Here is a 22,760-nt window from a genome sequence, read left to right on the forward strand (position 1 = left end):
TTGTTATCGTTATAGCCCTTTTTTGCGGCCGGTGATTCTGTTGAATAAGAATACGACAACGGCGATGATCAGTAGAACATGGATGACGGCTCCACCGATTTTAAAGATCAATCCTAGTAACCAAAGAACTAATAAGATTCCGATGATGGTCCAAAGCATGTGTGCTCCTCCTTAGAACTGTTATAGAAAAACTGTTATTGATCATAAGTTTCCCTAAAAGATGATTTTTAAAACCGCTACCATTTCCCTATTCTTTTTTTACGATTCCAAAGAAAATAACACTTTACTAAATATTACTAATTTTGGTATGATTATGATTAAATTTCACAGGGGGAATTGAGATGATCAGACAGCTTACAGAGAAAGATCATGTTATTTGTCAGCGACTCATTCAGCAGCAGCCTGCTGAGAACTTGTTCATCATCGGGGACATAGAAGCATTTGGATATGAACAGGATTTCCAGAAGATTTGGGGAGATTTTGATGACGAAGGAAATCTCAGGGGGATCCTCCTCAAATACAGGGAAAATTTCATCCCTTTTTCCATAGGGGATTTTGATGCAGAAGGCTTTGCTGCCATTATCAACGAAACAAAAGACTACAGCATCGTTTCAGGATTGAAACGGATTGTCACTGAAGTTGAACCCTTCTTATCCAGGGAAATCAATTCGAAAAGACATATGTATTACGCCAAATGTGACAGTGCATCTTCCATGGAAGACCGGGAGCTTCCTCATGTGAAAGAAGCTTCTTTCACCGATCTACCTCAACTCGTGGAACTGTTGAACGCTATCCCGGAATTCAGCGGAGGAGACTTTACCGTAGAGAAAAGAAAGCATGGGATGGAAAAGGGCGTAGCCCGCAGTTACTATGTAGAAGAGGACGGAAAGTTCGTTTCTTCCGCATCCACCACGGCGGAAAACAGCATGTCCGCCATGATCGTCGCCGTATGCACACATCCCCAATACAAGAAAAAGGGCTACGCAACAGAGTGCATGACAAAGCTTTGCCGTGACGTGTTGAACGAAGGAAAAGAACTATGCCTTTTTTATGACAATCCGGAAGCAGGAAAAATTTATAAGCGTATCGGCTTTAAAGACATTGGTTATTGGTCAATGTATAAATTCAACTAAAAAAAGTGGATTCCTAAAAATAGGAGTCCACTTTTTTCTTATGCTGCCACGTTCCGGTTCTGGATCAATTTCGCCTGTACCAAGCGTTTTCTCACTGTGATTCCAATCCAGCTTGCCAGGAATGCTTTAATAAGTCCCACGACGATAAATGGATAAACCCCCGCTGCCATCGCCTGACTCCAGCCAAGATCCGCCACAAATTTCAGTTGGATGGTCCCAAGAATCAACGTGATGATCATGCCGACCGTGTTGGCGATCATCGCCATCGGAATCGTAAATCTCGTTTTTTCAAGAATGAGTCCTGTAAAGTAAGCCGCAATGATAAATCCGAAAATATAGCCTCCGGTCGGACCGACCAGGACTTGTGCCCCTCCACTGAAACCGGCAAACACCGGGACCCCTACCGCGCCCAGTGCCGCATAGCATATCAAGGACAGCGCCCCGTATCTGCTTCCAAGAATCGTAGCCGTGATCCCGACTGCCAGGGTTTGGCCGCTGATGGGAACGAGTGGCAGTGGTATTTCAATCTGTGCGAAAATTCCTGTCATGGCAGCAAAGATGGCACAGTGAATGATCATCCGCAGTTTTTCTCCATTCATTTGTAAATCCCCCTTATGTATGTAAACTTCTTATACCATTAAGTTTACACAAATCCCAGGAATTAAGGAAGCACCATTTCCATAAAAAAAGCGGAAAAAATATCATGTTAGCGTACAAGCTTGAATATCTTTTGAGTATGTGCGGAATGGAAAAGGAGGAGACATATGAAGCGTCTGGCCGTATTAGTGTTATGTGTATTCCTATTGAGTGCCTGCGGGGAGAAGAAGCCTGCATCGTATGAATTATGCGGGTATGGGGATATGATGGTCGTGAACGACAAACAGTATGTGAAGGTATCTGCCGAGAAGAAACTCACCCTTCAGAAAAAGGTGGGATCCATTAAAGAAAAGATCGAAACCAAGTATCACCCCGTCAATAATTTCACCGCCAATACGCTGGCGGAAGGTACCCCCATTTATAGCGTAAAAGACCACAAGAACTATCTAATCGCACAAACGAAGGATAACCGCTATCTGCTATATGAGGAGATCAAATAAAACGGAAGGCTGTAAGCAGTAGTTTACAGCCTTCCGTTTTCAATTGGTGGAATTAAGGGAAATGAGCCGGTAGACGATCGTCGTCTTCTCATCCTTCCACTCCATCTTTTCAATTCTCCCGAAACCACTCGGATCACTTTGCTTCGTTTTTTTCACATCTATGGGAAGATGCATCGGATAGAGGCGGTATCCGTCCTTTTGAAGCTGAAACAGATTCTCTTCTTTTCTCACTTCTTTTCCTTTTGTCACAATCATCGTATTCAACTCAAGACCCATGCCCATCTTATATGACCTCAATCCTTATTAGTTTATTGATTTTTCATCCATGAACAGAGTAGGGAAACAATCTCTTGATTCTTCCGGGGCGGAAAGTAGTGCGTAAACTCTTTGAAATAATGGGACGAAACCCGCTTCCCGAGCTCCTTCAATCGTTTTTCTAATCTATATGCATGCTCGACGGAAACGTTCTGATCTTTTTCACCGTGAATGATCAAGACCGGTGCTTCAAGGTTTTCAAGTGAATACAGGGGAGTCCTCCATTCGTATCGTTCGGGCACTTTATTCGGACTTCCCCCAATCACCCTCTTCATCATTCTACGCATGTCCTTTCGTTCATCATACGTCAAGAACATATCAGACACGCCTCCCCATGTGACGATGGACGTCACGTCCCTCGACTCGATCCCTGCCATCAGGGCCATGACGCCACCCCTCGAGAAGCCGAAAACATGGATACGATTCTTTGCCACCCGGGAGTGATTTTTCAACAGTTCTACGCCTGCAACAGCATCTTCACGGTCATCGCCGGCGAAATCTTCATTCCCTTCTCCCCCCAGGTTCCCCCTGTAATATGGCGCAAACACGATGAATCCGTGTGATGCAAACTGAGCGATCCTGGCGGGCCTGACCATGCCTACACCTTTAATCCCTCCCCTTAAATAGAGGAAACCATCGTATGTACCCTTTAAAACAGGCTCAGCCAGTAAGCCCTTCACCCTCAGTCCCGAGGATAGATAGGTGATTTCATATAATTCGACATGTGGGTTCGGAGAGGGAAACAACGTTTTCTTCACGATCATTCCGTTCTTCATATTCTCTTCCTTTCAAAACGTGCTATGGGTATTCACACATTTTTTATACTCTACATAGACTATTTTAGCAAATTGAATTCACGTTGCTTTATGACCATCCTACCCTACTGCCAACGAAATAAACAAGGCAGGGCTGCACTCATCCCGACTACTGATTACGTGGAAAAGTAAAGGAGGAAGATTAAATTGAAAAAATGGCTTCGAAGCGGTTTAGGTGTATTCCTTATTCTTATGCTGACTATTGGATTGACGGCATGTGGAGAAAAAGAGGAGGCTGTCCAGAAGGTTCGTGTAGCGGAAGTGACCCGCTCTATTTTTTACGCACCTGAATATGTAGCGATTGAAAAAGGATTCTTTAAAGAAGAAGGACTCGACATCGAACTGACCACCACATGGGGAGGGGATAAAACAATGACCACCCTATTATCAAACGGTGCGGATGTCGCATTGGTCGGCTCTGAAACGTCCATCTACGTCCATGCACAAGGCTCGGATGATCCCGTCATCAACTTCGCTCAATTAACCCAAACCGACGGTACGTTTCTCGTCTCCAGGGAAAAGGTGGAGAACTTCGAATGGGATCAGTTGAAGGGTTCGACCTTCCTTGGCCAGCGTAAAGGCGGCATGCCGCAAATGGTCGGGGAATTCGTGTTAAAGAATCACGGCATCGATCCTCAGAACGATTTGAACCTGGTTCAGAATATTGATTTCGCCAATATTGCCAATGCCTTTGCATCCGGTACTGGCGACTACGTCCAATTATTTGAACCAACCGCCTCCATCTTCGAACAAGAAGGCAAAGGCCATATCGTCGCTTCCTTTGGCACCGAATCAGGGCATGTGCCGTATACAACCTTCATGGCGAAAGACAGTTATATGAAAGAAAACAAAGAAACGGTGGAGAAATTCACGAAAGCCCTTTACAAAGCTCAGCAATGGGTGGAAGAACATTCAGCGGCCGACATCGCCAAAGTGATTGAGCCATATTTCGAAGATACGGAAGTGGACCTGATTGAGACGGTTGTCGACCGGTATAAATCTCAAGGGTCCTTCGCAACAGACCCGATCCTGGATGAAGAAGAGTGGAACAATCTTCAGGCCATCATGGATGAAGCAGGGGAACTCCCTCAGTCCATCGATCACAAAACGCTCGTAAACACTTCCATCGCTGAAAAAGCGGCAAAGTAGCAATACCCGGGGGCTGACACATGTCAGCCCTTCCGTTGTAAAAAAATTCGAAAATGGAGGCTTAAAACAGTGAACTTTCTATCGATCGATTCCGTCCACCACACCTACTTTTCACCGAAAACGGCCACCCATGCCCTTACAGACATAACATTACAGGTAGAGGAAGGGGAATTCGTCTCATTCATCGGTCCATCGGGGTGCGGAAAGACGACGCTGCTTTCCATCATTGCCGGTCTCATTCAACCGACAGAAGGAACCGTCACCTTACACAATAAGCCCATCAGGAATATGAAGAAGAAATTGGGATACATGCTTCAGCAGGACTATCTGTTTCCGTGGAAGACGATTGAAGAGAATATTCTCCTCGGTTTGGCAATTATGGGGAACCTGACAGAGGATAAAAGAAAAGAAGCACATGCTTTATTGAAGGAAATGGGCCTTGAGGGTGTAGAGTCATCCTACCCACGGGAATTGTCAGGGGGAATGCGTCAACGGGTCGCACTGATCCGGACACTCATCACCGAGCCTCAACTGCTTCTCCTGGATGAACCTTTCTCTGCACTTGATTATCAAACGAAATTGAAGTTAGAGGATCTGGTATTTTCTACTTTGAAGTCCTTCGGGAAAACGGCCATCCTCGTCACACATGATATCGGGGAAGCAATCTCCATGAGTGATCGCATCATTTTATTCGGTTCGAAACCGGGGCGTGTTCATATCATATTCGAAGTGCCACAGCCGTTAAAGGGATTGATGCCTTTCGAGGTCAGAAATCATGAAGCGTATCCGGAATTTTTCCAGACGATTTGGAAGGAGCTTGAGAAACTTGAATCAAGAATCGATTAAACAAAAACACCAGGAATACATTCAATCATTGAAAAGGGAGCAGCGATGGGTTTTGTTTTATCAGGCCCTTATTTTCACCGTCTTCTTCTCACTGTGGGAGATCGCCAGCCGAAACAGCTGGGTGGACCCCCTCATCTTCAGTTCGCCTTCGAAGATATGGAAGTTGTTTATCGTGAAGTTGGGGGACGGTAGCCTGTTAGCCAATCTGTCTGTGACACTTGGTGAAACCGTCATCGGATTCATCCTCGGCACCCTGCTCGGGACCCTGCTTGCCGCTTTACTTTGGTGGTCTCCGTTTCTTTCGAAAGTATTGGACCCTTATCTTGTCATCCTGAATGCCATGCCTAAGGTTGCCCTCGGACCGATCTTGATTGTCGGACTCGGACCGGGGTTCACGTCCATCATTGCCATGGGGACTGTCATTTCTGTCATCATCACCACCATCGTCGTCTATACATCCTTTCGGGAAGTCGACCCGAACTACTTGAAGGTGATGCAGACATTCGGTGCGAAACGGGGACAGATGTTTAAAGAAGTCATCCTTCCCGCTTCCTTCCCTACGATCATTTCGACCTTGAAAGTCAATGTAGGGTTATCCTGGGTCGGTGTCATCGTCGGTGAATTCCTTGTGTCCGCCAAAGGTCTCGGATACATGATCATCTACGGATTCCAGGTCTTCAATTTCACCCTTGTCCTCCTCTCCCTACTCGTCATAGCCGTATTCGCAACCATTATGTATAAGCTCGTGGAGCAGCTCGAGAAGAAATGGATCAAGTCATAAGATCGCGTTCTCTCACTCTTTTCAGGGCCGATTCCACCATCCGATCCTTCATGATGAAACTAAAGGAAGGGTCTTCGTGAATCTGTGTAAAATCACCGTCCCAAAGCACGGATCCTTCTGTTTCCAGGTAATCATCTTTTTGGATCATCTCTTCTGCTTCCGCAAAGAAAATCGTTTTGACAAATGGAGTATGGTCAAACACCTTATATTCCCCAATGAAAAGAGGCTCTTTGATCACTCCCCCCGTCTCTTCAAACGTTTCGCGAATCGCAGCTTCCTCCAGGGTCTCCCCCTTTTCCCTCTTTCCCCCCGGGAACTCGAGACCCCTTTTTTTATGACGGGTCAATAACCATCTGCCTTTATAGCGGCAGATTACAAGGACATGGCAGGAATCCTGTTGAAACTCCCCCTTTTGGAAGGATAATTCCACTCTCTTGTCATTTTCATCTATAAACCGTTCCATCTACGTCACCTCATCCGTACACACTTTCTTTCATCTAACCACAAATAAAAAGCATTGGTCCACAGATATCACTTCTGAACCAACACTTTTATCATTACTCGTGATCTTCATGGGGCTTGGAGTCGAGGATGCCTATGCTTTCGATGAAAGTCTTGACGTCTTCATCTCCCAGCCGGTGAAGCATTTCATACACTTGATGCAGGTTTTCATCATAGGCATCATTTTCCCGGTCAAAATGATATTGAACATAAGGAACGTGAGCCCTGTAGAAATTTTGCCAGTCGACCGAATGATTGGAATCGAACACTTCCCGGAGCTGGGTGATTTCTTCATCGGTCGCAGATATTTTAAAGTTCCATTCGGAATCCGTCGAGCTTCTTGAAATTTCACCGGTGGCCACTTCAATATAATAATCATGTCGTTCTTCGCTCATCTTCCCACTCCTTCACTGTACTTACCCTTCATTTTCCTCAATTGACGGAATTCTATTCACTTGGATTTCTTCTTCAACACTTCAACCGCTTTCCGTAAAAATTCCGGTACGGGCACTCCGGCTCTCCCGACATTCTCAATGATCGAAATCAACTCATTGCATAAATAAAAAATAATCGTAGCATTACGAATAAAGTGTTGATTTGTTAGTATAGTATCAATAAGGTGAGCAACTGTGACAAGCGAGAAAATCAGCACTTTCCGGCCGATCCCCCTTACACCGAATTTGCTTGAAAGCTTTCCTTCGATCCCGCTTGCAATCATCCCTGTAAAATAATCGAGGGTCACGGCGATCAACAGGAATGTAATCAGCATGTCCCACTCTCCGAATAAATTTAGAATAAGGGCACTGAGACCCGACCCAACGAACAGCAAGCTTTTCTCCAATTAAAGCATCTCCTTTTTCTAGTAGCTGGTTTATCGAAAGACAACTTTTTCATCACCAGTGAAACGACGACGCAGCGGCAGAACGCCTTTACGCGGTTAAAAAGTCCGATAAAAGGGTAAAGACAAATAAGAGTTGTCCTAGCATAATATGTAGAGTAATTCATAAACGTTCATGTTAAAATGGAACAAAAGGGAGGTGAAGTGCATGAAGTTAATCGAAGAGATTTATGAAATGTACCGTGGAAGAATCAAAGGTACCGACGAAGACTTAGACCTCATTGCCCTTACAATCTTAGAAGATACATCCAGGAATGAATTATTGGAAATGATCCAGGAAATGGAAACAGAAGAGTTACAATACTTCTTCCGCTTATACATATTCGAAACATTGAAAGAAAAATGGTCCAACAGCGAGGAACGGGTGAGGCTTGAAAAGAAGAGTCTTCATTAAGCCGAAACCTTTTCGCAAAAAAAAGCGTTGCCCCGATTACCCGGAGCAACGCTTTTTTCATCCTTTTATATCCACTGCATGTCCTTTACTTGGATGAGGAGCAGGTTGACTGGCCTGCATATCCCTCATCATCACCGTGACCTGAGCCGTTTGAGTCGCCATCTGGCTCTTAAGCAGGTTCATGCTGAGCGTCCTCTGAAGCTCAGCCACCTGTTTTCCCATTATAGAAGACATTTCCATGGTATCTTCCCCCTCGCTTCGTCTTTCAAGGATTGTGCATACTATATTCAGAATAACAAACATCCAATGGAAAACATAGGAAACGTCATAAAAATGTTGTTTTTTCTCCTATATGGCTGATCCTTATATGGTAAAATAGTGAAAAAAGGGGGTTTCATGATGTCAATGACTCTTGTTCTGATTATTGCGGTTGTCATATGTATCCTGGTGATTTTCGTCAGTGCCCTTACCACGTCCAAAGCCTATACAACCGTTAAACATACAGTCGATCCACTCGAAAACAATCCTCACCTCGAACAGATGAAACAGGATGAGGAAAAGAAAGAATAAATTCAAAAAAACCACCGCTCATGATGAACGGTGGTTTTTCTTTATGCAAATACTTGCTTCAATTCTTCGTTGCTCTGACTCAACCAGAAACGCATCAGTTTCTTGGCTCCTTCTAAATCATGAAGCTTCGCCTGCCCGCATTGCTTTTCATTGGCTGCAGGGATTTCTTCGATTTCTACCGCTTCTTTCATGGTAGCATTCAACAGGTCGATGATCTCTTCCACTTTCGGCTCACCGCTAACGACTAAATAATAGCCTGTTTGGCAACCCATCGGGGAAATATCAATAATATCAAAATGAGCATACGGCTCAGCATATTTCCGGATCGTGAAGGCTAATAAATGCTCAAGAGTATGAATCGAATCAGGCTTCATCGCCTGCTTGTTCGGCTGACAGAAACGGATATCAAACTTATTCACAAGTCCGTCGCTTCCCACTTTATGGACACCGCAATGTCTCACATATGGTGCTTTCACTGCATCATGATCTAATTCAAAGCTTTCTACTGAAGGCATTAAAATCACTCCCATTTAGTTTCTACTTCATAGTATAACGTAAATTCATAGTTATTTCATCAACTTAATCTGAATTAGGCGGAAATCCTATTTTTCCACCTGGGCTGACAGGCCAAAACCTTTTAATCCCCCTCCAGATTCTGATATAGTAAAAGAAAATCAACAGGGAGACGGATCATGAAACGAGTATTGTTAGTATTGTTCAAGTTTTACCAGCGCGTCATTTCTCCTCTTAAACCCCCTACTTGCCGCTTTTATCCTACCTGCTCCCATTACGGTGTCGAAGCCGTTAGCCGGTTTGGTGCACTAAAGGGCGGCTGGCTGACGATCAAGCGGATCGTGAAATGTCACCCATTTCATCCTGGAGGGATCGACCACGTGCCGGAAGAATGGCCACGGCAAAAAGATAAATGATTCAGGCTGGCTCCAAATCGGGAGGCAGTCTTTTTTTATAAAAACAATCCATTTACCTTGCTTATTCCCCCTATCGGTAGTAAAATAACCTTTGTGCTAAATCGTAATCATTACAGTTAAGAAACAAACACCACTAAAAAGGAGGATTCCTCTTGAACTATATTCGCATGAGTATGCTATTATTATTGATTTTCGTATTGTCTGCCTGCGGAGCCGACTCCGGTCAGGACGGCAAAAAGAAAGATGTGTTAGAGATTTACACAACCGTCTATCCACTGGAGGATTTCACCAAAAAAATCGGCGGGGACTATGTGGATGTTGAAAGCATCTACCCTCCTGGGGCCGATGAACACACCTTCGAACCATCTCAGAAAGATATGATGAAGATGGCCGACGGGGACGTTTTCTTCTATGTTGGAATGGGTCTTGAAGGATTCGTTGAAAACTCCAAATCACTATTAGAGAATGAAGGCGTTACTGTGGTACCGACAAGCAAAGGTATCGAAGTGCCTCATGAAGAAGCTGCTGATGAACACGGCCATGACGACCATCACCATGATGTGGACCCTCACATATGGCTGGATCCCGTATATTCGAAGGAAATGGCCAAGAACATCACCGACACCCTCTCGAAGGAAATGCCCGAGCATAAGGATGAGTTCCAGGCGAATCTTAAAGCTTTGTCGAGTGACCTGGACGAGTTGGACACTGAGTTCAAAAAGATGGCTGACAATGCGCCAAAGAAGACATTTTACGTGTCCCACGCCGCCTACAGCTATTGGGAAGAACGCTATGGACTTCACCAGGAAGCCATCGCCGGCTTGAACACAGCCAATGAACCGTCCCAGCAGGAGCTGAAAAAAATCATCGAAAAAGCAAAAAAAGACAATGTTCAATACATCCTCTTTGAACAAAACGTCTCTTCACGTCTGACAGAAGTCGTCCAAAATGAACTCGGTGCGAAGTCACTGACACTTCATAATTTATCCGTCCTTACAGCAGATGATCGAAAAAAGGATGAGGATTATTTTTCACTGATGAAAAGGAACATCGATACGTTGAAAAAAGCATTGCAGTAGAATAAGTGAAAAGAGCAGCCACGGTGGCTGCTCTTTTTTTAAACCCTCCCTCCTAAAAAACATGAATATTATTTTCCATTAAGTGGACAATAAGGAAATGTTAAAGACTAGTAAGGGAGATTTGAAAATGGATGAATTAGTAATCGCTCGGTCCATGTTTGGGATCACAATGGGGTTTCATATCATTTTTGCCACACTTGGAGTGGGTATTCCGTTAATGATCCTCGTGGCCGAAATCATGTTTCAACGGACCAATGACCTGGATTATTCCGTGATGGCGAAGCGCTGGACGAAGGCGTTTGCCGTCCTGTTAGGGGTGGGAATCCCTACAGGGACGATCGCCGGCGTTCAACTGTCACTCCTTTGGCCGGGATTCATGGAGGTCATCGGGCGCGTCATGGCCCTGCCGTTTCAAATTGAAATCTATGCTTTCTTTGTGGAAGCATTGTTTATGTCCATTTATGTGTATGCAGCAAGTCGAATCGCACCGTGGATGAGGATCGTGAGCCTGGTCCTTGTCGCCATCGGCGGTCTTGCTTCAGCCGTACTGATCACCAATGTACATGCGTTTGAAGGAACGCCTGCGGGATTTGAAATCATAAACGGGCAAATCACCAACGTAGATCCGTGGAAAGCATTCTTTAATCCGAGTTTCTTCGTGACGGCCGGACACGTGGCGTTATCGGCCTATGTAGTCGGGTCGTTCACGATTGCAACGGTATCCGCATTTAAAATGCTCCGATCTTCTTTCGGATCAAGGATTTATGCCTTTCACCGCAAATCGCTCATGATTTGCTTATTAGTCGGGGGTGTCTTCGCATTCTTGACCGCCATTAATGGACATGAATCAGCCCAGAAGCTCCATGAGTATCAACCTGAGAAATTGGCAGCTGCCGAAGGTCTGTTTGAAACCCAGACTCATGCTCCGCTTTCGGTTGGAGGATTCACCGACCCAGTCACTCAAGAAGTGAAGTGGGGGATTGAAATTCCGTGGGCCCTCAGTTTCCTTGCCGGTAACAGTTTCGATACGGAAGTGATCGGATTGAACGATTTCCCCGAGGAATATTGGCCACCTCTATTCGTCCATACACTTTTCAACGCGATGGTAGGCATCGGCTCACTGCTTATCTTACTGTCACTGGTCGCCTATGTATGGAACAAGTTACTGAAAAAAGACCGATTCCCGAAATGGTTGATGTGGGCATTCGTTGCAGGTGGGCCACTGTCGATCATGGCCATCGAATTCGGATGGATCTTCGCCTGTACAGGCCGTCAGCCTTGGACGATCTACCGTATTCTCAGTACGGAAGACTCGGTGACCACTTCAGGGAACTTAGGAACCCTCTTCATCCTATTCGTTTCGGTTTATGCGATTTTGGCCGTTTCTGTCGTTCTCGTTCTTCTCTATTATTTCAAACGGAATCCGCCTGAAAAGGATATTACCAAAGCGGAAGCGAGTCACAAGGATATTCCTTTATCAACTTAAACAGCAGGAGGTGAAGATATGACACAATCATTGATTGCCATCACGATCCTATGGGGATTCGTTTTTATCTATGCCGTCATGGCAACGATGGATTTCGGGGCAGGATTCTGGTCGATGATCTACATCAATCATGACAAAACGAAAGCGACGAATATCGCCAATCGCTATCTGTCCCCGACCTGGGAGGTCACCAATACATTCATCGTCGCCCTGGTCGTCGCCGTGTACAGTATGTTCCCCGGAGCCGCCTATTCGTTAGGTACCGTATTGCTCGTTCCAGGAAGCCTGATTCTTTTACTTCTGGCCCTCCGGAGTGCCTTCCTTGTATTCTCTCATGTAGCAGATGACTACAGAAAGCCGCTCACCTACGTCACAGGGATCACCGGGTTATTGATTCCGGGACTGCTCATCAGTGTACTGCCCATTTCCCATGGCCCTTATATTGATTTCAGCGACGGACAGACCCTTCACCTGGGAAAATTGTTTAGTAGTCCACATGAATATGCCTTCTTCGGTTTCGCCGTCGCAAGTACGTTATTTCTGTCATCTCTGCTTCTCGCTGACTACTCCAAGGCTTCAAAGGAATTCGAAGCCTTTAAGGTATATCGCCGGGACGCTCTGATCATCGGTCCCATATCGGTTGTCATGGCCTTTCTTATCATGTTCACCATGAAAAATGAAGCAAGATGGATATACGATCGTATGATGGATGACCTGCCGATCCTACTTGTCTCCCTTCTCGGGTTCCTCGTCGCCGGAGGTGCATTGTTCCTGCCGACGAATAAGGAAGGGATGAAAGGGATGCCCCGGGTGGCCGTCATTGCCGTTACCTTTCAATATGTACTGGCAAGTTATGTGTACGGTAAAGCACATTTACCTTATATCATCTATCCTGAGGTTACGATCCAATCGGGTTTTACCGATCCCAACTCCTTTAAGGCTGTATTCATCACCTATATCGTCGGGTTCATCATCCTGTTCCCTGGTTTTGTCTACTTCTGGAGTTTATTCATGAATGATAAACGGTACTTACGGCAAAAAAGTGAATAAGTGCGCTCCGGGACTCCCGGGGCTTTTTTCATTCTTATCCGGCAGGTAGATTAGTTGCCTATCTGCACTCCTACACTTTACACTTACGATAGAACCTAATGGAAAGGATGATGGAAGATGGCACAAACGATTAAAGGCAAAACGGCATATATTACGGGAGCTGCCCGGGGAATCGGAAAGGCGACTGCATTAGAGCTTGCCCGTGAAGGCGTGCATGTCGGGTTGATCGCGCGCACAGAAAGCACCCTGGCACAAGTCGCGGAGGAAGCACGATCCCTTGGAGTGAAAGCCAGTGTCGCTGTAGCTGATATTTCCGATATGGAGCAAGTGGATATGGCCGTTTCAAAACTTACAAATGAATTGGGACCGGCAGACATCTTAATCAATAATGCCGGTATCGGAACGTACGGACCGTTCCTGGACATAGATCCCGAAGAGTGGAAACGGACCTTTGAGGTCAATGTATTCGGAACCTATTATGTAACCCGTGCGGTCCTGCCCCAGCTGATCGAGAAAAACCGGGGGGACATCATCAATATCTCATCCAGCAGCGGCTTGAAAGGGACTGAAGGAAGCACGGCATACAGTGGATCGAAGTTTGCCGTCCAAGGAATGACAGAGGCACTGATGCAGGAAGTCCGAAAACATAACATCCGTGTCATGACCCTGAATCCGAGCCTGGTGGCAACGGATCTTACCTTTGGAGATAAGCTTGAGGACGCAGACAAAGAAAAGTATATGCAGCCCGAGGATTTGGCGGAGCATATGGTATCCCAGCTGAAATTACACCAGAGGATCTTCATCAAACAATCCCTTCAGTGGGCGACGAATCCGTTTTAAATGAATGAAAGAAAGCCAGGGAGCATGCGCTCTCTGGCTTTTTATCGGTGTTGATCGACTACATGTGTTGGAAGGATTCCTTAAACAATGTCACCGCACTCAAGCGCTTTCTGTTGAGTTCCACACCGATTCCGCTTCCTTCCAGACGATGCGCTACACCATTTTTTACAATAATCGGAGATGTAATGATATCCTCCTCCCAATATTTCGAGGACGAAGAGATATCACCGGGGATCCGGAATCCTTCAAGGGTGGAAAGCGCCAGATTATGAGCCCGGGACACCCCGAATTCGATCATCCCGCCGCACCATACCTTGATCCCGTTTTCCCGGCACAACCGGTAGATCTCAAGCGCACTCGTATAGCCCCCGACCCTGCCAAGCTTGATGTTGACCACTCCACAGCTATTCAAATGAATCGCACTCTTCATGTCGTGGGGGGTCACGATGCTTTCATCGAGGCAGATCGGCGTGGTTATCTCCTTTTGCAATAAAGAATGTTCAATCAGATCATCGACCCCAAGCGGCTGTTCGATCATCTCTAAATCAAATTCATCCAAAGCCTGAAGCTGTGATTTATCTTCCAGCTTATACGCTGAATTGGCATCGGCAAAAAGAGAGAGGTCAGGGAAATGGGTCCGTAATTCCTTTACAATTTCCCTATCGGCACCCGGGGAAATTTTCAGCTTGATCCGCTGGTATCCTTCCTCCACCAAATCTTCTGTCTGTTCGACCATCTCTTTCAAAGTCCCCGATCCAACCACAGCTCCGGCAAGGATTTCTTTCCGTGTCCCGCCGATCATGTTCCATAGCGGCTCACCTTGCTGCCTTGCATAAAGATCCCATAAGGCCATTTCAAGGGCAGCCTTCGCCATGGCATTTCCCCGTACCGCTTCGAACCGCTTCCCGATTTCCTCAGGATGATGAAATGGTTTACTGTTCATGAGGGGGATCAACACATCTTTCAGCATATGAAAGGATGTGTTCACCGTTTCTTCTGTATACCACGGTGTGGAAAAGGCGACACCTTCCCCCAGTCCGCACATTCCATCACTGTCCCTGACTTCGACGATGATGCCTTCGCGGTCTTTAACCGTTTGAAGATGGGTGACAAATGGCTTTTTTAAAGGCATGGAAATAACATGGAGGGTGATGGATTCAATCTTCATCTGCAACCATTCCTTTTTCCCACTGCTCTCTTAAAACTCTCCTCAGCAGTTTGTTTGACGCATTCCGTGGGAGTTCATCCACAAACACGAATTTTTTCGGACGCTTATAAGACGCCAGGTTTCTCTTGCAGTGTGTGATGATATCCTCTTTTGTCAGATGATCTTTCTTTACAACGAACGCACACGGCATCTGCCCCCATTCGTCACTTGTGATACCAGCCACTCCTGCATCCTCCACACCGTCATAGCTGAGGAGGACACTCTCGATTTCAGCCGGATACACATTTTCCCCTCCGGAAATGATCAGGTCCGAACGCCGGTCCAGGACAAATAAGAACCCTTCTTCATCCACATATCCGATATCCCCCGTATGAAACCAGCCGGATTCAAAGCTTTTGGCGTTGGCTTCCTCCCTCCGGTAATATCCACCCGTCACATTCGGGCCTTTCACAAGGATTTCGCCTTCCTGGTTCGCCTTGGCGGTTCCTTCTTCACTCTTGATTTTTAATTCAGAAGGGAAGAGGGGTTTTCCGGCCGATCCGAGCTTAGTCATACTGTACTCTGGTGACAAAGTCACGATCTGAGAGGCGGTCTCTGTCATACCATAGGTTTGGAAGACCGGCACCCCTTTTTCTTTACACTTCTGCAGTAATGGAAGTGGCGCGGGACCACCGCCCAACAACATGCAGCGGAAACTGGGATGATAGGTTTCATCCCCCATGTCGTTCAACAAACGGGAAAGCATATTGCTGACAACGGACATGATGGTGACATTCCCGGACATCAATTCACGGTTGATCCCTTTCACATCGAAGGTTTCAAACAGACGCACGTTCATTCCGTAAATCACACTTCGCATCAGGATGGAGTAACCACTGATATGAAAAAGGGGTACGGAACAAAGCCAAGTATCATTTTCATTTATACCAAGATTCAGGGAAGAACCGATGGCACTCCACCAATGGTTGCCGTACGATTGGAGGACACCCTTCGGCGCTCCCGTCGTACCTGATGTGTACATGACCGAGCATGCTTGGTCCAATTGAAAATGATCCTTCACCTCAAAGTGTGTCGGGGCAGTGTCGAATAATCGAGAGAAAGAGACTCCCACCACTTCTTCCCCTAAAAAAGAAAGCTTCCCTTCAAATTCATCATCATAAATGACCGTCCCTAATCCCATATCTTGAATCTGGAAAGAAAGTTCATTTTCACTTAACTTATTGTTTAACAGTACAGTCGTGAAACCGAGCTGTTGAATGGCATGAACAAAGAAGACAGACTCCACTTTATTTTTAATCATGAGTCCCACAAAAGGATGAGACGAATGTTTTACGATGGTATGCAGTTGTTCCCCGATCGAAATGGCTTTCTCCCAAAGCTCACTAAATGTATACTCCACATCCCCATTGCTTAACGCCTTCCGGTCAGGGGTTAAAAACGCTCTTTGTTTCAGCCAGTTAGGTAATTCCTGTGTAGTCATCCTGTCATTCTCCATTCCTTTCGTATTGATCTATTTTTCATTTAAAAAAGCCCGATGAATCCATGTCAGATTCATCAGGCCACCCTCAAATCAAGGGAAACGAGGGAATTGTCCGAAGTCCGGCTTACGCTTTTCTTTGAATGCGTCGCGTCCTTCTTTTGCTTCTTCCGTTGTGTAGTAGAGAAGGGTAGCGTCACCTGCAAGCTGCTGCAGACCTGCCAGTCCATCTGTATCTGCGTTAAATGAAGCTTTTAAGAAACGAAGGGCAGTCGGACTTTTCTCAAGCATCTCTGAAGCCCATTGAACCGTTTCCGCTTCCAGCTGCTCATACGGCACCACTGTATTGACAAGACCCATTTCAAGTGCTTCTTGGGCATTGTACTGACGGCATAGGTACCAGATTTCTTTCGCTTTCTTGTGGCCGATGATGCGTGCAAGATATCCTGCACCGTATCCAGCATCAAAGCTTCCTACTTTAGGACCTGTTTGTCCGAAGATCGCATTGTCAGCGGCGATCGTAATATCACATACGACGTGAAGGACGTGTCCGCCTCCGATCGCATAACCGGCTACCATTGCAATGACCGGCTTAGGGATCACACGGATCAGACGCTGTAGGTCCAATACATTCAAGCGAGGAATTTCATCTTCCCCTACATATCCTCCATGACCGCGTACACGTTGGTCTCCGCCTGAACAGAATGCTTTCTCACCTGCACCTGTTAAAACGATGACACCAACCTTGGAATCGTCACGAGCATAAGCAAATGCATCGATTAGTTCCATGACGGTTTTAGGACGGAATGCGTTACGAACTTCTGGTCGATTGATCGTAATCTTAGCGATTCCATTGTATGTTTCGTATAAAATATCTTCGTAATTTCTTTCTGAAACCCATTCAAAAGCCATTGGTTTGTTCCTCCTTTATGTAGTTAACAGTAGTTCCTCTATTATTGTACCAAACTTTCGCGATTCTTCCACATGAATTGCATGACCGGTGTTGGAAAATGTCAGGATTTGAAAATCGGGATTGAGCTTTTTCATTTCTTCTGCAATCTGAACGAACTTATGATCCAGCTCTCCCACAAGTAATCGGACTGGGAATGTCAGTTCACCAAGCCGGTCCCATAAAGAATCCTGAGCCCCGGTCCCCATCCCTTTCAAGCTATGGGATAAGCCTGTGGCCGACTGGCTCAGACGCTGTTGCCTGATGTCGGAACGCTCTTGATCCGACAGCCTTTTCTGAGATGTGAACAAGGGAATCTCCTGCCAGAAATCGACAAAGTCTTCGATGCCTTCCCTTTCTATTCTGTCCGCCAGTGCATGATCCTTCTTCCGGCGATCTGCTCTTTCTTCACTCGTCCTCAATCCAGGAGAGGCGCTTTCCAATATCAAGGCCTTCACTTTTTCAGGATAAGTCAAGCTGAAGTGAAGGGCCATACGCCCACCCATTGAATACCCGACCAACACGGCGTTGTTGATGCCGAGCTCATTCAGCAGAGTGTTTATATCTGCTGCAACCCGCTCCATGGTGTACCTTGTGACGTCTCTCGGGGACTCCGTACGGCCATGACCGATCAAATCAATGCTGATACATCGATAGTTCACAGACAATTGATCGGTGACCCTGGACCACGTTGTTGTGTCGCCTGTGAAACCGTGAAGGAAAACCAAAGGGTCTCCCTCTCCTTTCACTTCTACAAAATAACGGATATCATTCACTTGAAGAATCAAGATCTTCACCCTTTAGGTTGTTCGTCATTTCCCGGGAAACAAAATTCCACAATTTACGATGATTTGCTACATTTTCTTCTCTATTGGTCACAACCTCAATGATTTTTATCCCCTTGCTTTGCTCTGCTTCCTGAAGAGCCGGGATGAATTCTTCCTCGTTTCCAACATGGAAATAATGTGCTCCGTATAGTTTGGCTGCATGAGCAAACTCCAAGTCCATCGGGGTTCCGAACAGGTCTTCGAAGTGAGTCTGGTCACCCGCTTGAGGCAGGTAGGAAAAGATCCCGCCACCATTATTGTTCATCACCACAATCGTCACGTCCAATTGATATTTCCTTGCTGTCAGTAACCCATTAAGATCATGGAAAAAGGCGAGATCCCCAATCAGGAGATACATCGGCTGAGATACCGTACTCATACCAAGAGCCGTGGATACCACGCCGTCAATCCCGTTGGCTCCGCGGTTGGCAAAAATCCGCTGGGACCGGTCATTCGTGAAAAAGTATGTATCCAAATCACGGATCGGCATGCTGTTACTGGAAAACAGGGTGGATCCTTCAGGCAAATGCTGGATCAACTGATGGACCGCCATCCCTTCATCCCAGGATTGGTGACCCTTGACGAGTAACCCCTTCGTTTCCTTATTGACACGCTTCCACTTTTCCAGCCAGTCCATATTCCTTCGCCCACTTTGGTCAAAAAAGCTTTGACAAAACAGGTTTTCCCCGCAGTGGATGAAATCGGTGCCCCGTGCCGTCGGATCCTGCCACTCTTCCCCTTTACTCACAACCCACGCCGGGATTTCCGGCAGGCCTTTCAGGAACAGCATAAGAGCCTTCGAGACCGGCATGGCACCGAAACGGATAATAAGATCTGGCTGAAGTGATTCTTTCAGTTCATCTATTCTTAAGAACGTGTCGTAGCAGTCCATGATATTATCTTTGGAATGGGTCCCGCTCCGGACGAAGGACAACGGATCCGCTACGATTGGCAGCGCATATTCCTTGGCAAATCGGACAATGGATGGAACAGCTTCTTCACTTAGCCCCGGTCCGCACACGATGAGGCCGCGCTTTGAATTCACCAATGTTTCCTGAAGTTCATTCTTGAAGTCAGAAGACAGCTGCCGATCCCCTTGAAGGACCCTCTTTGCCGGTCTTCCACTTGAGAATTCAACTTTTTGTAAATCCGGGATCAACGGTTCCCTAAATGGGAAGTTATAATGAACCGGACCTTCCGGATGCGCATTTGAAAGAGCCACACCCCTGACAGCAGATGATCGTGCATACTGCAGCATCGACGGGATGCTTTCAGGCAACGCCATATCGATGGACCATTTCACATGCTTCCCATAAAGATCGATCTGATCAATGGCTTGAGGGGCCCCCACTTCCCTAAGTTCATGGGGCCGGTCGGCCGTCAGCACGATGAGGGGCACCTTAGCATAACGAGCTTCAATGACAGCAGGATAATAATTGGCCCCGGCCGTCCCTGAACTGCATAGGATGGCGACGGGCTTTTTCTTTGCCTTGGCGATCCCCAACGCAAAAAAAGCCGCAGAGCGTTCATCCACATTGATGTACGTCTTCACCCCGGGATGGTGCGCAAATAATAACGCTAAAGGAGTAGAACGAGAGCCGGGACTGATGACGACTTCGTCTACTCCATTTCCAACTAATTCTTCCATGAAGGCCGCTAAATAATCTGTCAGTTTCTTTTGATGTTCATCATTCATGTACGGTCCCTCCTAATGCCCGGAGCATCGGCCGAAATTTCATCTGTGTTTCCTTAAACTCACTTTCAGGTTCAGAGTCGGCTACAATCCCGCAGCCTGCATACAAGTAGGCCTTGTCTCCCTGAAGGAGGCCTGAGCGAAGGGCCACGGCATATTCACCATTTCCATAGGCATCGATCCAACCGATGGGAGCGGCATATAGGCCACGGTCCATATCTTCCTCCTGCCTGATCACATGCATCGCCTTGTCCCTCGGGACACCACCCAGTGCGGGAGTGGGATGCAATTTTTCAACAAGGCTCAAAAGCGACGTATTCTCGGATGCCTGTCCGATGACCGGTGTATAGAGATGCTGGATATCCTTGAGCTTCATAAGTTGTGGCGTAGAAGGAATCGAAAGTGTCTCACAGAATGGATTGAGTGCCTGTTGAATGCTCTCCACAACAAGCTGATGTTCGTATCGGTTCTTTTCATCCTCAAGGAGCTCTTCCCCAAGTCTCTCATCACGTTCCAGGGTATCCCCCCTGGCGATTGAACCCGCAAGGCAGGTGGAGAGGATTTCTTCCCCTGTTTTCTTTACGAGTCGTTCAGGAGTTGCACCGATAAAGCAGCTTCCTTCCCATTCAAAACTGAATACGAAACTGTCGGGCTGCTGCTTCCACAGATTATCCAAGACGAAATCAGATGATACCTGTTGGTCGAATGACACTTCACATTTTCTCGCTAGGACGACTTTATCCATCTCACCCTTTTGCAGCCGATTCACCACACTCTGGACGGACCCCTTCCATTCTTCGGGTTTCACATCACGGTTCCCGATCCACTCAGGGCGTTCGGGAATGATGACCTTTCGGGCGTTTGCAAGAAGTTCTTCCTTTAACCTGATCCGTTCATGGAATGAGCGTTCATCTTCATCCGGATGACAGATGACATTCATCGTCAAGTAGTTCGTTTTTTCAGGTTTTGTTAACATGAACATCGGGAGTTGGAATGTCCCTGTAGAGAATTGATTCCATTCTTCACTATTATCATTCAACGGGTCAAAACGGAACCCACCGTATAATAGCGGGCCTGTTCCTGCCCATTTTTCCTCAGTCACGATCACAGATTCCTGGGTAAAGCGCTTCCACTCGTTCTCAACGGTAAAAAAGCGCCCTTCTTTTTCATCTGTAGACAGAATATGAGCCGCTCCGAGCCCTACCAGCGTGATGGTATGATCGCGGTCCTTCCATAGAAAGCGCTCTCCATGAAAAGAGTTCCCTCCATAATAAAAAGAAAGAGGGTCCACGGCATCCACTTCCTCCACTATACTGAGAAGGACGGGGCGATGTATTTGTTTAGCCTTCATTCTGGCTGTATCATATGCTTTTTCAATACTGGTCTTATGGATGGTAACCAATTGAATTCCCCCAAACAAAATCACGTACAATAGTCAAACTTACTATAAGATACACCTGTCCTTATGGTGTGTCAACGGCGTTCAAGACATGTTTACAATATTTATCCTTATTATATATATAATAAACCCTTTTTCTACTTTTGAGAAACCAAAAGCTTTGTAAAAGTCCTCAATTACTGGAAAATAGAACCTTCACGAATTTGTAGAAAATGATTGACAGTCCCCTTCCCTTTACCTACACTTTAATCTGTAAAGGAATTGTAATGTTTTCTGAAAATTCCTTATTGCGTAAGGGAGAGAGTATGATGGAACAACAAGCATCCAACGTGTTGGAATCAGATAAAGGGTGGAAGATCTGGTGGCAATTAACCCGGCCCCACACTCTTACAGCGGCATTCGTACCTGTACTGTTAGGGACGGTACTAGCGCTGCAATTTACGAAAGTGGACATTTTACTGTTTGCAGCCATGCTGGTTGCCTGCCTGTTGATCCAGGCGGCCACGAATATGTTCAACGAATATTATGATTATAAAAGGGGCCTGGATACAGAGCACTCGGTCGGGATCGGCGGAGCGATCGTCCGTAATGGTGTCAAACCATCAACGGTCATCAACCTTGCCTTTTCACTATACGGGGTCGCCCTCCTGTTAGGGATTTATATCTGTCTTAACAGTACATGGTGGCTGGCGCTCATAGGAATAGTGTGCATGGCAGCGGGGTACTTTTATACTGGCGGACCAATGCCAATTGCTTACACACCATTCGGCGAAATCGTAGCCGGATTTTTCATGGGATTTGTGATCATCCTCATCTCATTTTACATCCAGACCGGCTATATCAATGGGGACAGCGTCCTCATCTCGATTCCGGTTTCCATATTGGTAGGTTCCATATTACTGGCCAACAATATCCGTGACCTCGATGGAGACAAAGAAAACGGCCGCAAAACCATCGCGATCCTGTTAGGAAAAAAAGGAGCGATCATCCTCTTAGGCAGTATGTTTGTCGTTTCCTACGCCTGGATCATCGGATTGGTCGTTACAGGGATCTCATCCCCATGGCTGTTCGTAGCCTTTTTGAGCATCCCTAAAGCAATCAAAGCCACGACAGGGTTCATCGGGAAATCACAACCCATCGAAATGATGCCCGCCATGAAAGCAACCGCACAAACCAATACCATCTTTGGTTTCCTGTTATCCATTGGATTATTGCTTGCTTATTTGCTGTAAAAGATTTAGGTTCCCTTGATAAACCGCTGTTGATTTCCGTGCAAGACTTCGCTTTCCTCGGGCGGAAGGCGAGCCTCCTCGTCGCTGCCGCTGAGGCCACTGATAATATACCGATTATTTGATTTGTAAAAC

General features: G+C 46.3%; 28 protein-coding genes. 13 read left to right on the forward strand and 15 right to left on the reverse strand.

Annotated features, from left to right (window positions below):
• Positions 1–9: 9 nt before the first annotated feature.
• On the reverse strand, positions 10–159 hold the full coding sequence (locus tag BVI01S_RS22585; protein ID WP_106298475.1) for a lmo0937 family membrane protein: 150 nt from the start codon (positions 157–159) through the stop codon (positions 10–12).
• Positions 160–341: 182 nt separating this feature from the next.
• On the opposite strand from BVI01S_RS22585, the gene BVI01S_RS14765 reads away from it, so the two are divergent.
• On the forward strand, positions 342–1,133 hold the full coding sequence (locus BVI01S_RS14765; RefSeq protein ID WP_061810771.1) for a GNAT family N-acetyltransferase: 792 nt from the start codon (positions 342–344) through the stop codon (positions 1,131–1,133).
• Between the two features lie 38 nt (positions 1,134–1,171).
• Here the strand turns inward: BVI01S_RS14765 and BVI01S_RS14770 are convergent, their stop codons facing one another.
• The gene (locus tag BVI01S_RS14770; RefSeq protein WP_034765532.1) at positions 1,172–1,732 is read right to left on the reverse strand and encodes a biotin transporter BioY; all 561 of its coding nucleotides are present in this window, start codon (positions 1,730–1,732) and stop codon (positions 1,172–1,174) included.
• A 165-nt stretch (positions 1,733–1,897) separates the two neighbouring features.
• On the opposite strand from BVI01S_RS14770, the gene BVI01S_RS14775 reads away from it, so the two are divergent.
• The gene (locus BVI01S_RS14775) at positions 1,898–2,230 is read left to right on the forward strand and encodes a hypothetical protein (protein WP_034765530.1); all 333 of its coding nucleotides are present in this window, start codon (positions 1,898–1,900) and stop codon (positions 2,228–2,230) included.
• A 39-nt stretch (positions 2,231–2,269) separates the two neighbouring features.
• On the opposite strand, the gene BVI01S_RS14780 is transcribed toward BVI01S_RS14775, so the two are convergent.
• Both BVI01S_RS14780 and BVI01S_RS14785 read right to left on the reverse strand, forming a co-directional pair.
• Positions 2,270–2,512 carry a DUF2584 domain-containing protein gene (locus tag BVI01S_RS14780; RefSeq protein ID WP_034765527.1) on the reverse strand — a complete coding sequence of 81 codons (243 nt, stop codon included), beginning with the start codon at positions 2,510–2,512 and terminating at the stop codon, positions 2,270–2,272.
• 26 nt (positions 2,513–2,538) lie between these two features.
• The gene (locus BVI01S_RS14785; protein WP_034765524.1) at positions 2,539–3,321 is read right to left on the reverse strand and encodes an alpha/beta hydrolase family protein; all 783 of its coding nucleotides are present in this window, start codon (positions 3,319–3,321) and stop codon (positions 2,539–2,541) included.
• Between the two features lie 231 nt (positions 3,322–3,552).
• On the opposite strand from BVI01S_RS14785, the gene BVI01S_RS14790 reads away from it, so the two are divergent.
• The 3 genes from BVI01S_RS14790 to BVI01S_RS14800 all read left to right on the forward strand — a co-directional run bounded on the left by BVI01S_RS14790 (position 3,553) and on the right by BVI01S_RS14800 (position 6,136).
• Positions 3,553–4,509, forward strand: coding sequence for an ABC transporter substrate-binding protein (locus BVI01S_RS14790; RefSeq protein ID WP_156030222.1), 957 nt, complete (start codon positions 3,553–3,555; stop codon positions 4,507–4,509).
• Positions 4,510–4,578: 69 nt separating this feature from the next.
• On the forward strand, positions 4,579–5,355 hold the full coding sequence (locus tag BVI01S_RS14795) for an ABC transporter ATP-binding protein (RefSeq protein ID WP_034765516.1): 777 nt from the start codon (positions 4,579–4,581) through the stop codon (positions 5,353–5,355).
• Positions 5,336–6,136, forward strand: coding sequence for an ABC transporter permease (locus BVI01S_RS14800; protein WP_439951113.1), 801 nt, complete (start codon positions 5,336–5,338; stop codon positions 6,134–6,136). The genes BVI01S_RS14795 and BVI01S_RS14800 overlap by 20 nt, the downstream gene beginning before the upstream one ends.
• Here the strand turns inward: BVI01S_RS14800 and ytkD are convergent.
• The 3 genes from ytkD to BVI01S_RS14815 form a co-directional block, all read right to left on the reverse strand.
• Positions 6,126–6,599 carry an RNA deprotection pyrophosphohydrolase gene (gene ytkD / locus BVI01S_RS14805; protein ID WP_061810773.1) on the reverse strand — a complete coding sequence of 158 codons (474 nt, stop codon included), beginning with the start codon at positions 6,597–6,599 and terminating at the stop codon, positions 6,126–6,128. The two genes, BVI01S_RS14800 and ytkD, sit on opposite strands and share 11 nt — an antisense overlap.
• 94 nt (positions 6,600–6,693) lie before the next feature.
• On the reverse strand, positions 6,694–7,032 hold the full coding sequence (locus BVI01S_RS14810; RefSeq protein ID WP_034765509.1) for a hypothetical protein: 339 nt from the start codon (positions 7,030–7,032) through the stop codon (positions 6,694–6,696).
• A 56-nt stretch (positions 7,033–7,088) separates the two neighbouring features.
• Positions 7,089–7,478 (reverse strand): phage holin family protein, encoded by a 390-nt coding sequence (locus BVI01S_RS14815; protein WP_034765507.1) that lies wholly within the window; start codon positions 7,476–7,478, stop codon positions 7,089–7,091.
• A gap of 205 nt (positions 7,479–7,683) precedes the next feature.
• Between BVI01S_RS14815 and BVI01S_RS14820 the strand changes: the two genes are divergently transcribed.
• On the forward strand, positions 7,684–7,929 hold the full coding sequence (locus BVI01S_RS14820; RefSeq protein ID WP_060672906.1) for a DUF6154 family protein: 246 nt from the start codon (positions 7,684–7,686) through the stop codon (positions 7,927–7,929).
• Between the two features lie 57 nt (positions 7,930–7,986).
• Here BVI01S_RS14820 and BVI01S_RS14825 read toward each other — a convergent pair whose 3' ends face one another.
• Positions 7,987–8,169 carry a hypothetical protein gene (locus BVI01S_RS14825; protein ID WP_061810774.1) on the reverse strand — a complete coding sequence of 61 codons (183 nt, stop codon included), beginning with the start codon at positions 8,167–8,169 and terminating at the stop codon, positions 7,987–7,989.
• A gap of 156 nt (positions 8,170–8,325) precedes the next feature.
• Here BVI01S_RS14825 and ytzI point away from each other — a divergent pair, with 156 nt between their 5' ends.
• Positions 8,326–8,499, forward strand: a complete 174-nt coding sequence (gene ytzI, locus BVI01S_RS22590; protein ID WP_224522108.1) for a YtzI protein — start codon at positions 8,326–8,328, stop codon at positions 8,497–8,499.
• A gap of 41 nt (positions 8,500–8,540) precedes the next feature.
• Here the strand turns inward: ytzI and BVI01S_RS14830 are convergent, their stop codons facing one another.
• Complete coding sequence (locus BVI01S_RS14830) at positions 8,541–9,014, reverse strand: S-ribosylhomocysteine lyase (RefSeq protein WP_034765503.1); 474 nt, start codon at positions 9,012–9,014, stop codon at positions 8,541–8,543.
• Positions 9,015–9,191: 177 nt separating this feature from the next.
• Between BVI01S_RS14830 and yidD the strand changes: the two genes are divergently transcribed.
• The 5 genes from yidD to BVI01S_RS14855 all read left to right on the forward strand — a co-directional run bounded on the left by yidD (position 9,192) and on the right by BVI01S_RS14855 (position 13,883).
• Positions 9,192–9,428 (forward strand): membrane protein insertion efficiency factor YidD, encoded by a 237-nt coding sequence (gene yidD / locus BVI01S_RS14835; protein ID WP_061810775.1) that lies wholly within the window; start codon positions 9,192–9,194, stop codon positions 9,426–9,428.
• A 161-nt stretch (positions 9,429–9,589) separates the two neighbouring features.
• Complete coding sequence (locus BVI01S_RS14840; protein ID WP_061810781.1) at positions 9,590–10,507, forward strand: metal ABC transporter solute-binding protein, Zn/Mn family; 918 nt, start codon at positions 9,590–9,592, stop codon at positions 10,505–10,507.
• A gap of 127 nt (positions 10,508–10,634) precedes the next feature.
• Complete coding sequence (locus BVI01S_RS14845; protein WP_034765501.1) at positions 10,635–11,993, forward strand: cytochrome ubiquinol oxidase subunit I; 1,359 nt, start codon at positions 10,635–10,637, stop codon at positions 11,991–11,993.
• Positions 11,994–12,011: 18 nt separating this feature from the next.
• Positions 12,012–13,043: a cytochrome d ubiquinol oxidase subunit II gene (locus BVI01S_RS14850; RefSeq protein ID WP_034765498.1), complete on the forward strand. Its 1,032-nt coding sequence runs from the start codon at positions 12,012–12,014 to the stop codon at positions 13,041–13,043.
• A 117-nt stretch (positions 13,044–13,160) separates the two neighbouring features.
• Positions 13,161–13,883: a 3-ketoacyl-ACP reductase gene (locus tag BVI01S_RS14855; RefSeq protein WP_061810776.1), complete on the forward strand. Its 723-nt coding sequence runs from the start codon at positions 13,161–13,163 to the stop codon at positions 13,881–13,883.
• Between the two features lie 58 nt (positions 13,884–13,941).
• On the opposite strand, the gene menC is transcribed toward BVI01S_RS14855, so the two are convergent.
• The 6 genes from menC to BVI01S_RS14885 form a co-directional block, all read right to left on the reverse strand.
• Positions 13,942–15,051 (reverse strand): o-succinylbenzoate synthase, encoded by a 1,110-nt coding sequence (gene menC, locus BVI01S_RS14860; RefSeq protein WP_061810777.1) that lies wholly within the window; start codon positions 15,049–15,051, stop codon positions 13,942–13,944.
• Complete coding sequence (locus tag BVI01S_RS14865; protein WP_061810778.1) at positions 15,041–16,531, reverse strand: o-succinylbenzoate--CoA ligase; 1,491 nt, start codon at positions 16,529–16,531, stop codon at positions 15,041–15,043. The genes menC and BVI01S_RS14865 overlap by 11 nt, the downstream gene beginning before the upstream one ends.
• A 90-nt stretch (positions 16,532–16,621) precedes the next feature.
• Entirely contained in the window at positions 16,622–17,440 is an 819-nt protein-coding gene (gene menB / locus BVI01S_RS14870) for a 1,4-dihydroxy-2-naphthoyl-CoA synthase (protein ID WP_034765489.1), read from the reverse strand.
• 15 nt (positions 17,441–17,455) lie between these two features.
• Positions 17,456–18,265, reverse strand: coding sequence for a 2-succinyl-6-hydroxy-2,4-cyclohexadiene-1-carboxylate synthase (gene menH / locus BVI01S_RS14875; RefSeq protein ID WP_034765488.1), 810 nt, complete (start codon positions 18,263–18,265; stop codon positions 17,456–17,458).
• Complete coding sequence (gene menD / locus BVI01S_RS14880) at positions 18,246–20,000, reverse strand: 2-succinyl-5-enolpyruvyl-6-hydroxy-3-cyclohexene-1-carboxylic-acid synthase (protein WP_034765485.1); 1,755 nt, start codon at positions 19,998–20,000, stop codon at positions 18,246–18,248. The genes menH and menD overlap by 20 nt, the downstream gene beginning before the upstream one ends.
• A complete protein-coding gene (locus tag BVI01S_RS14885; RefSeq protein WP_034765477.1) occupies positions 19,993–21,399 on the reverse strand; it encodes an isochorismate synthase in 1,407 nt (468 codons plus the stop codon). Before BVI01S_RS14885 ends, menD begins: the two co-directional genes overlap by 8 nt.
• 305 nt (positions 21,400–21,704) lie before the next feature.
• Here BVI01S_RS14885 and BVI01S_RS14890 point away from each other — a divergent pair, with 305 nt between their 5' ends.
• Positions 21,705–22,628, forward strand: coding sequence for a 1,4-dihydroxy-2-naphthoate polyprenyltransferase (locus BVI01S_RS14890; RefSeq protein ID WP_156030212.1), 924 nt, complete (start codon positions 21,705–21,707; stop codon positions 22,626–22,628).
• Positions 22,629–22,760 lie beyond the last annotated feature (132 nt).

Source organism: Rossellomorea vietnamensis NBRC 101237 (assembly GCF_001591825.1).
Lineage (GTDB): Bacteria > Bacillota > Bacilli > Bacillales > Bacillaceae_B > Rossellomorea > Rossellomorea vietnamensis.

What these genes read in the sequence shown, in the direction of transcription:
- BVI01S_RS14855 (WP_061810776.1), top strand. Translation starts at nt 13,161, where the DNA reads ATGGCACAAACGATTAAAGGCAAAACGGCATATATTACGGGAGCTGCC.
- BVI01S_RS14790 (WP_156030222.1), top strand. Translation starts at nt 3,553, where the DNA reads ATGCTGACTATTGGATTGACGGCATGTGGAGAAAAAGAGGAGGCTGTC.
- BVI01S_RS14890 (WP_156030212.1), top strand. Translation starts at nt 21,705, where the DNA reads ATGGAACAACAAGCATCCAACGTGTTGGAATCAGATAAAGGGTGGAAG.
- BVI01S_RS14785 (WP_034765524.1), bottom strand. Translation starts at nt 3,321, where the DNA reads ATGAAGAACGGAATGATCGTGAAGAAAACGTTGTTTCCCTCTCCGAAC.
- ytzI (WP_224522108.1), top strand. Translation starts at nt 8,326, where the DNA reads ATGATGTCAATGACTCTTGTTCTGATTATTGCGGTTGTCATATGTATC.
- menC (WP_061810777.1), bottom strand. Translation starts at nt 15,051, where the DNA reads ATGAAGATTGAATCCATCACCCTCCATGTTATTTCCATGCCTTTAAAA.
- BVI01S_RS22585 (WP_106298475.1), bottom strand. Translation starts at nt 159, where the DNA reads ATGCTTTGGACCATCATCGGAATCTTATTAGTTCTTTGGTTACTAGGA.
- BVI01S_RS14845 (WP_034765501.1), top strand. Translation starts at nt 10,635, where the DNA reads ATGGATGAATTAGTAATCGCTCGGTCCATGTTTGGGATCACAATGGGG.
- BVI01S_RS14865 (WP_061810778.1), bottom strand. Translation starts at nt 16,531, where the DNA reads ATGACTACACAGGAATTACCTAACTGGCTGAAACAAAGAGCGTTTTTA.
- BVI01S_RS14825 (WP_061810774.1), bottom strand. Translation starts at nt 8,169, where the DNA reads ATGGAAATGTCTTCTATAATGGGAAAACAGGTGGCTGAGCTTCAGAGG.
- menD (WP_034765485.1), bottom strand. Translation starts at nt 20,000, where the DNA reads ATGAATGATGAACATCAAAAGAAACTGACAGATTATTTAGCGGCCTTC.
- BVI01S_RS14770 (WP_034765532.1), bottom strand. Translation starts at nt 1,732, where the DNA reads ATGAATGGAGAAAAACTGCGGATGATCATTCACTGTGCCATCTTTGCT.
- BVI01S_RS14775 (WP_034765530.1), top strand. Translation starts at nt 1,898, where the DNA reads ATGAAGCGTCTGGCCGTATTAGTGTTATGTGTATTCCTATTGAGTGCC.
- BVI01S_RS14820 (WP_060672906.1), top strand. Translation starts at nt 7,684, where the DNA reads ATGAAGTTAATCGAAGAGATTTATGAAATGTACCGTGGAAGAATCAAA.
- yidD (WP_061810775.1), top strand. Translation starts at nt 9,192, where the DNA reads ATGAAACGAGTATTGTTAGTATTGTTCAAGTTTTACCAGCGCGTCATT.
- BVI01S_RS14780 (WP_034765527.1), bottom strand. Translation starts at nt 2,512, where the DNA reads ATGGGCATGGGTCTTGAGTTGAATACGATGATTGTGACAAAAGGAAAA.
- ytkD (WP_061810773.1), bottom strand. Translation starts at nt 6,599, where the DNA reads ATGGAACGGTTTATAGATGAAAATGACAAGAGAGTGGAATTATCCTTC.
- BVI01S_RS14830 (WP_034765503.1), bottom strand. Translation starts at nt 9,014, where the DNA reads ATGCCTTCAGTAGAAAGCTTTGAATTAGATCATGATGCAGTGAAAGCA.
- BVI01S_RS14850 (WP_034765498.1), top strand. Translation starts at nt 12,012, where the DNA reads ATGACACAATCATTGATTGCCATCACGATCCTATGGGGATTCGTTTTT.
- BVI01S_RS14810 (WP_034765509.1), bottom strand. Translation starts at nt 7,032, where the DNA reads ATGAGCGAAGAACGACATGATTATTATATTGAAGTGGCCACCGGTGAA.
- menB (WP_034765489.1), bottom strand. Translation starts at nt 17,440, where the DNA reads ATGGCTTTTGAATGGGTTTCAGAAAGAAATTACGAAGATATTTTATAC.
- BVI01S_RS14765 (WP_061810771.1), top strand. Translation starts at nt 342, where the DNA reads ATGATCAGACAGCTTACAGAGAAAGATCATGTTATTTGTCAGCGACTC.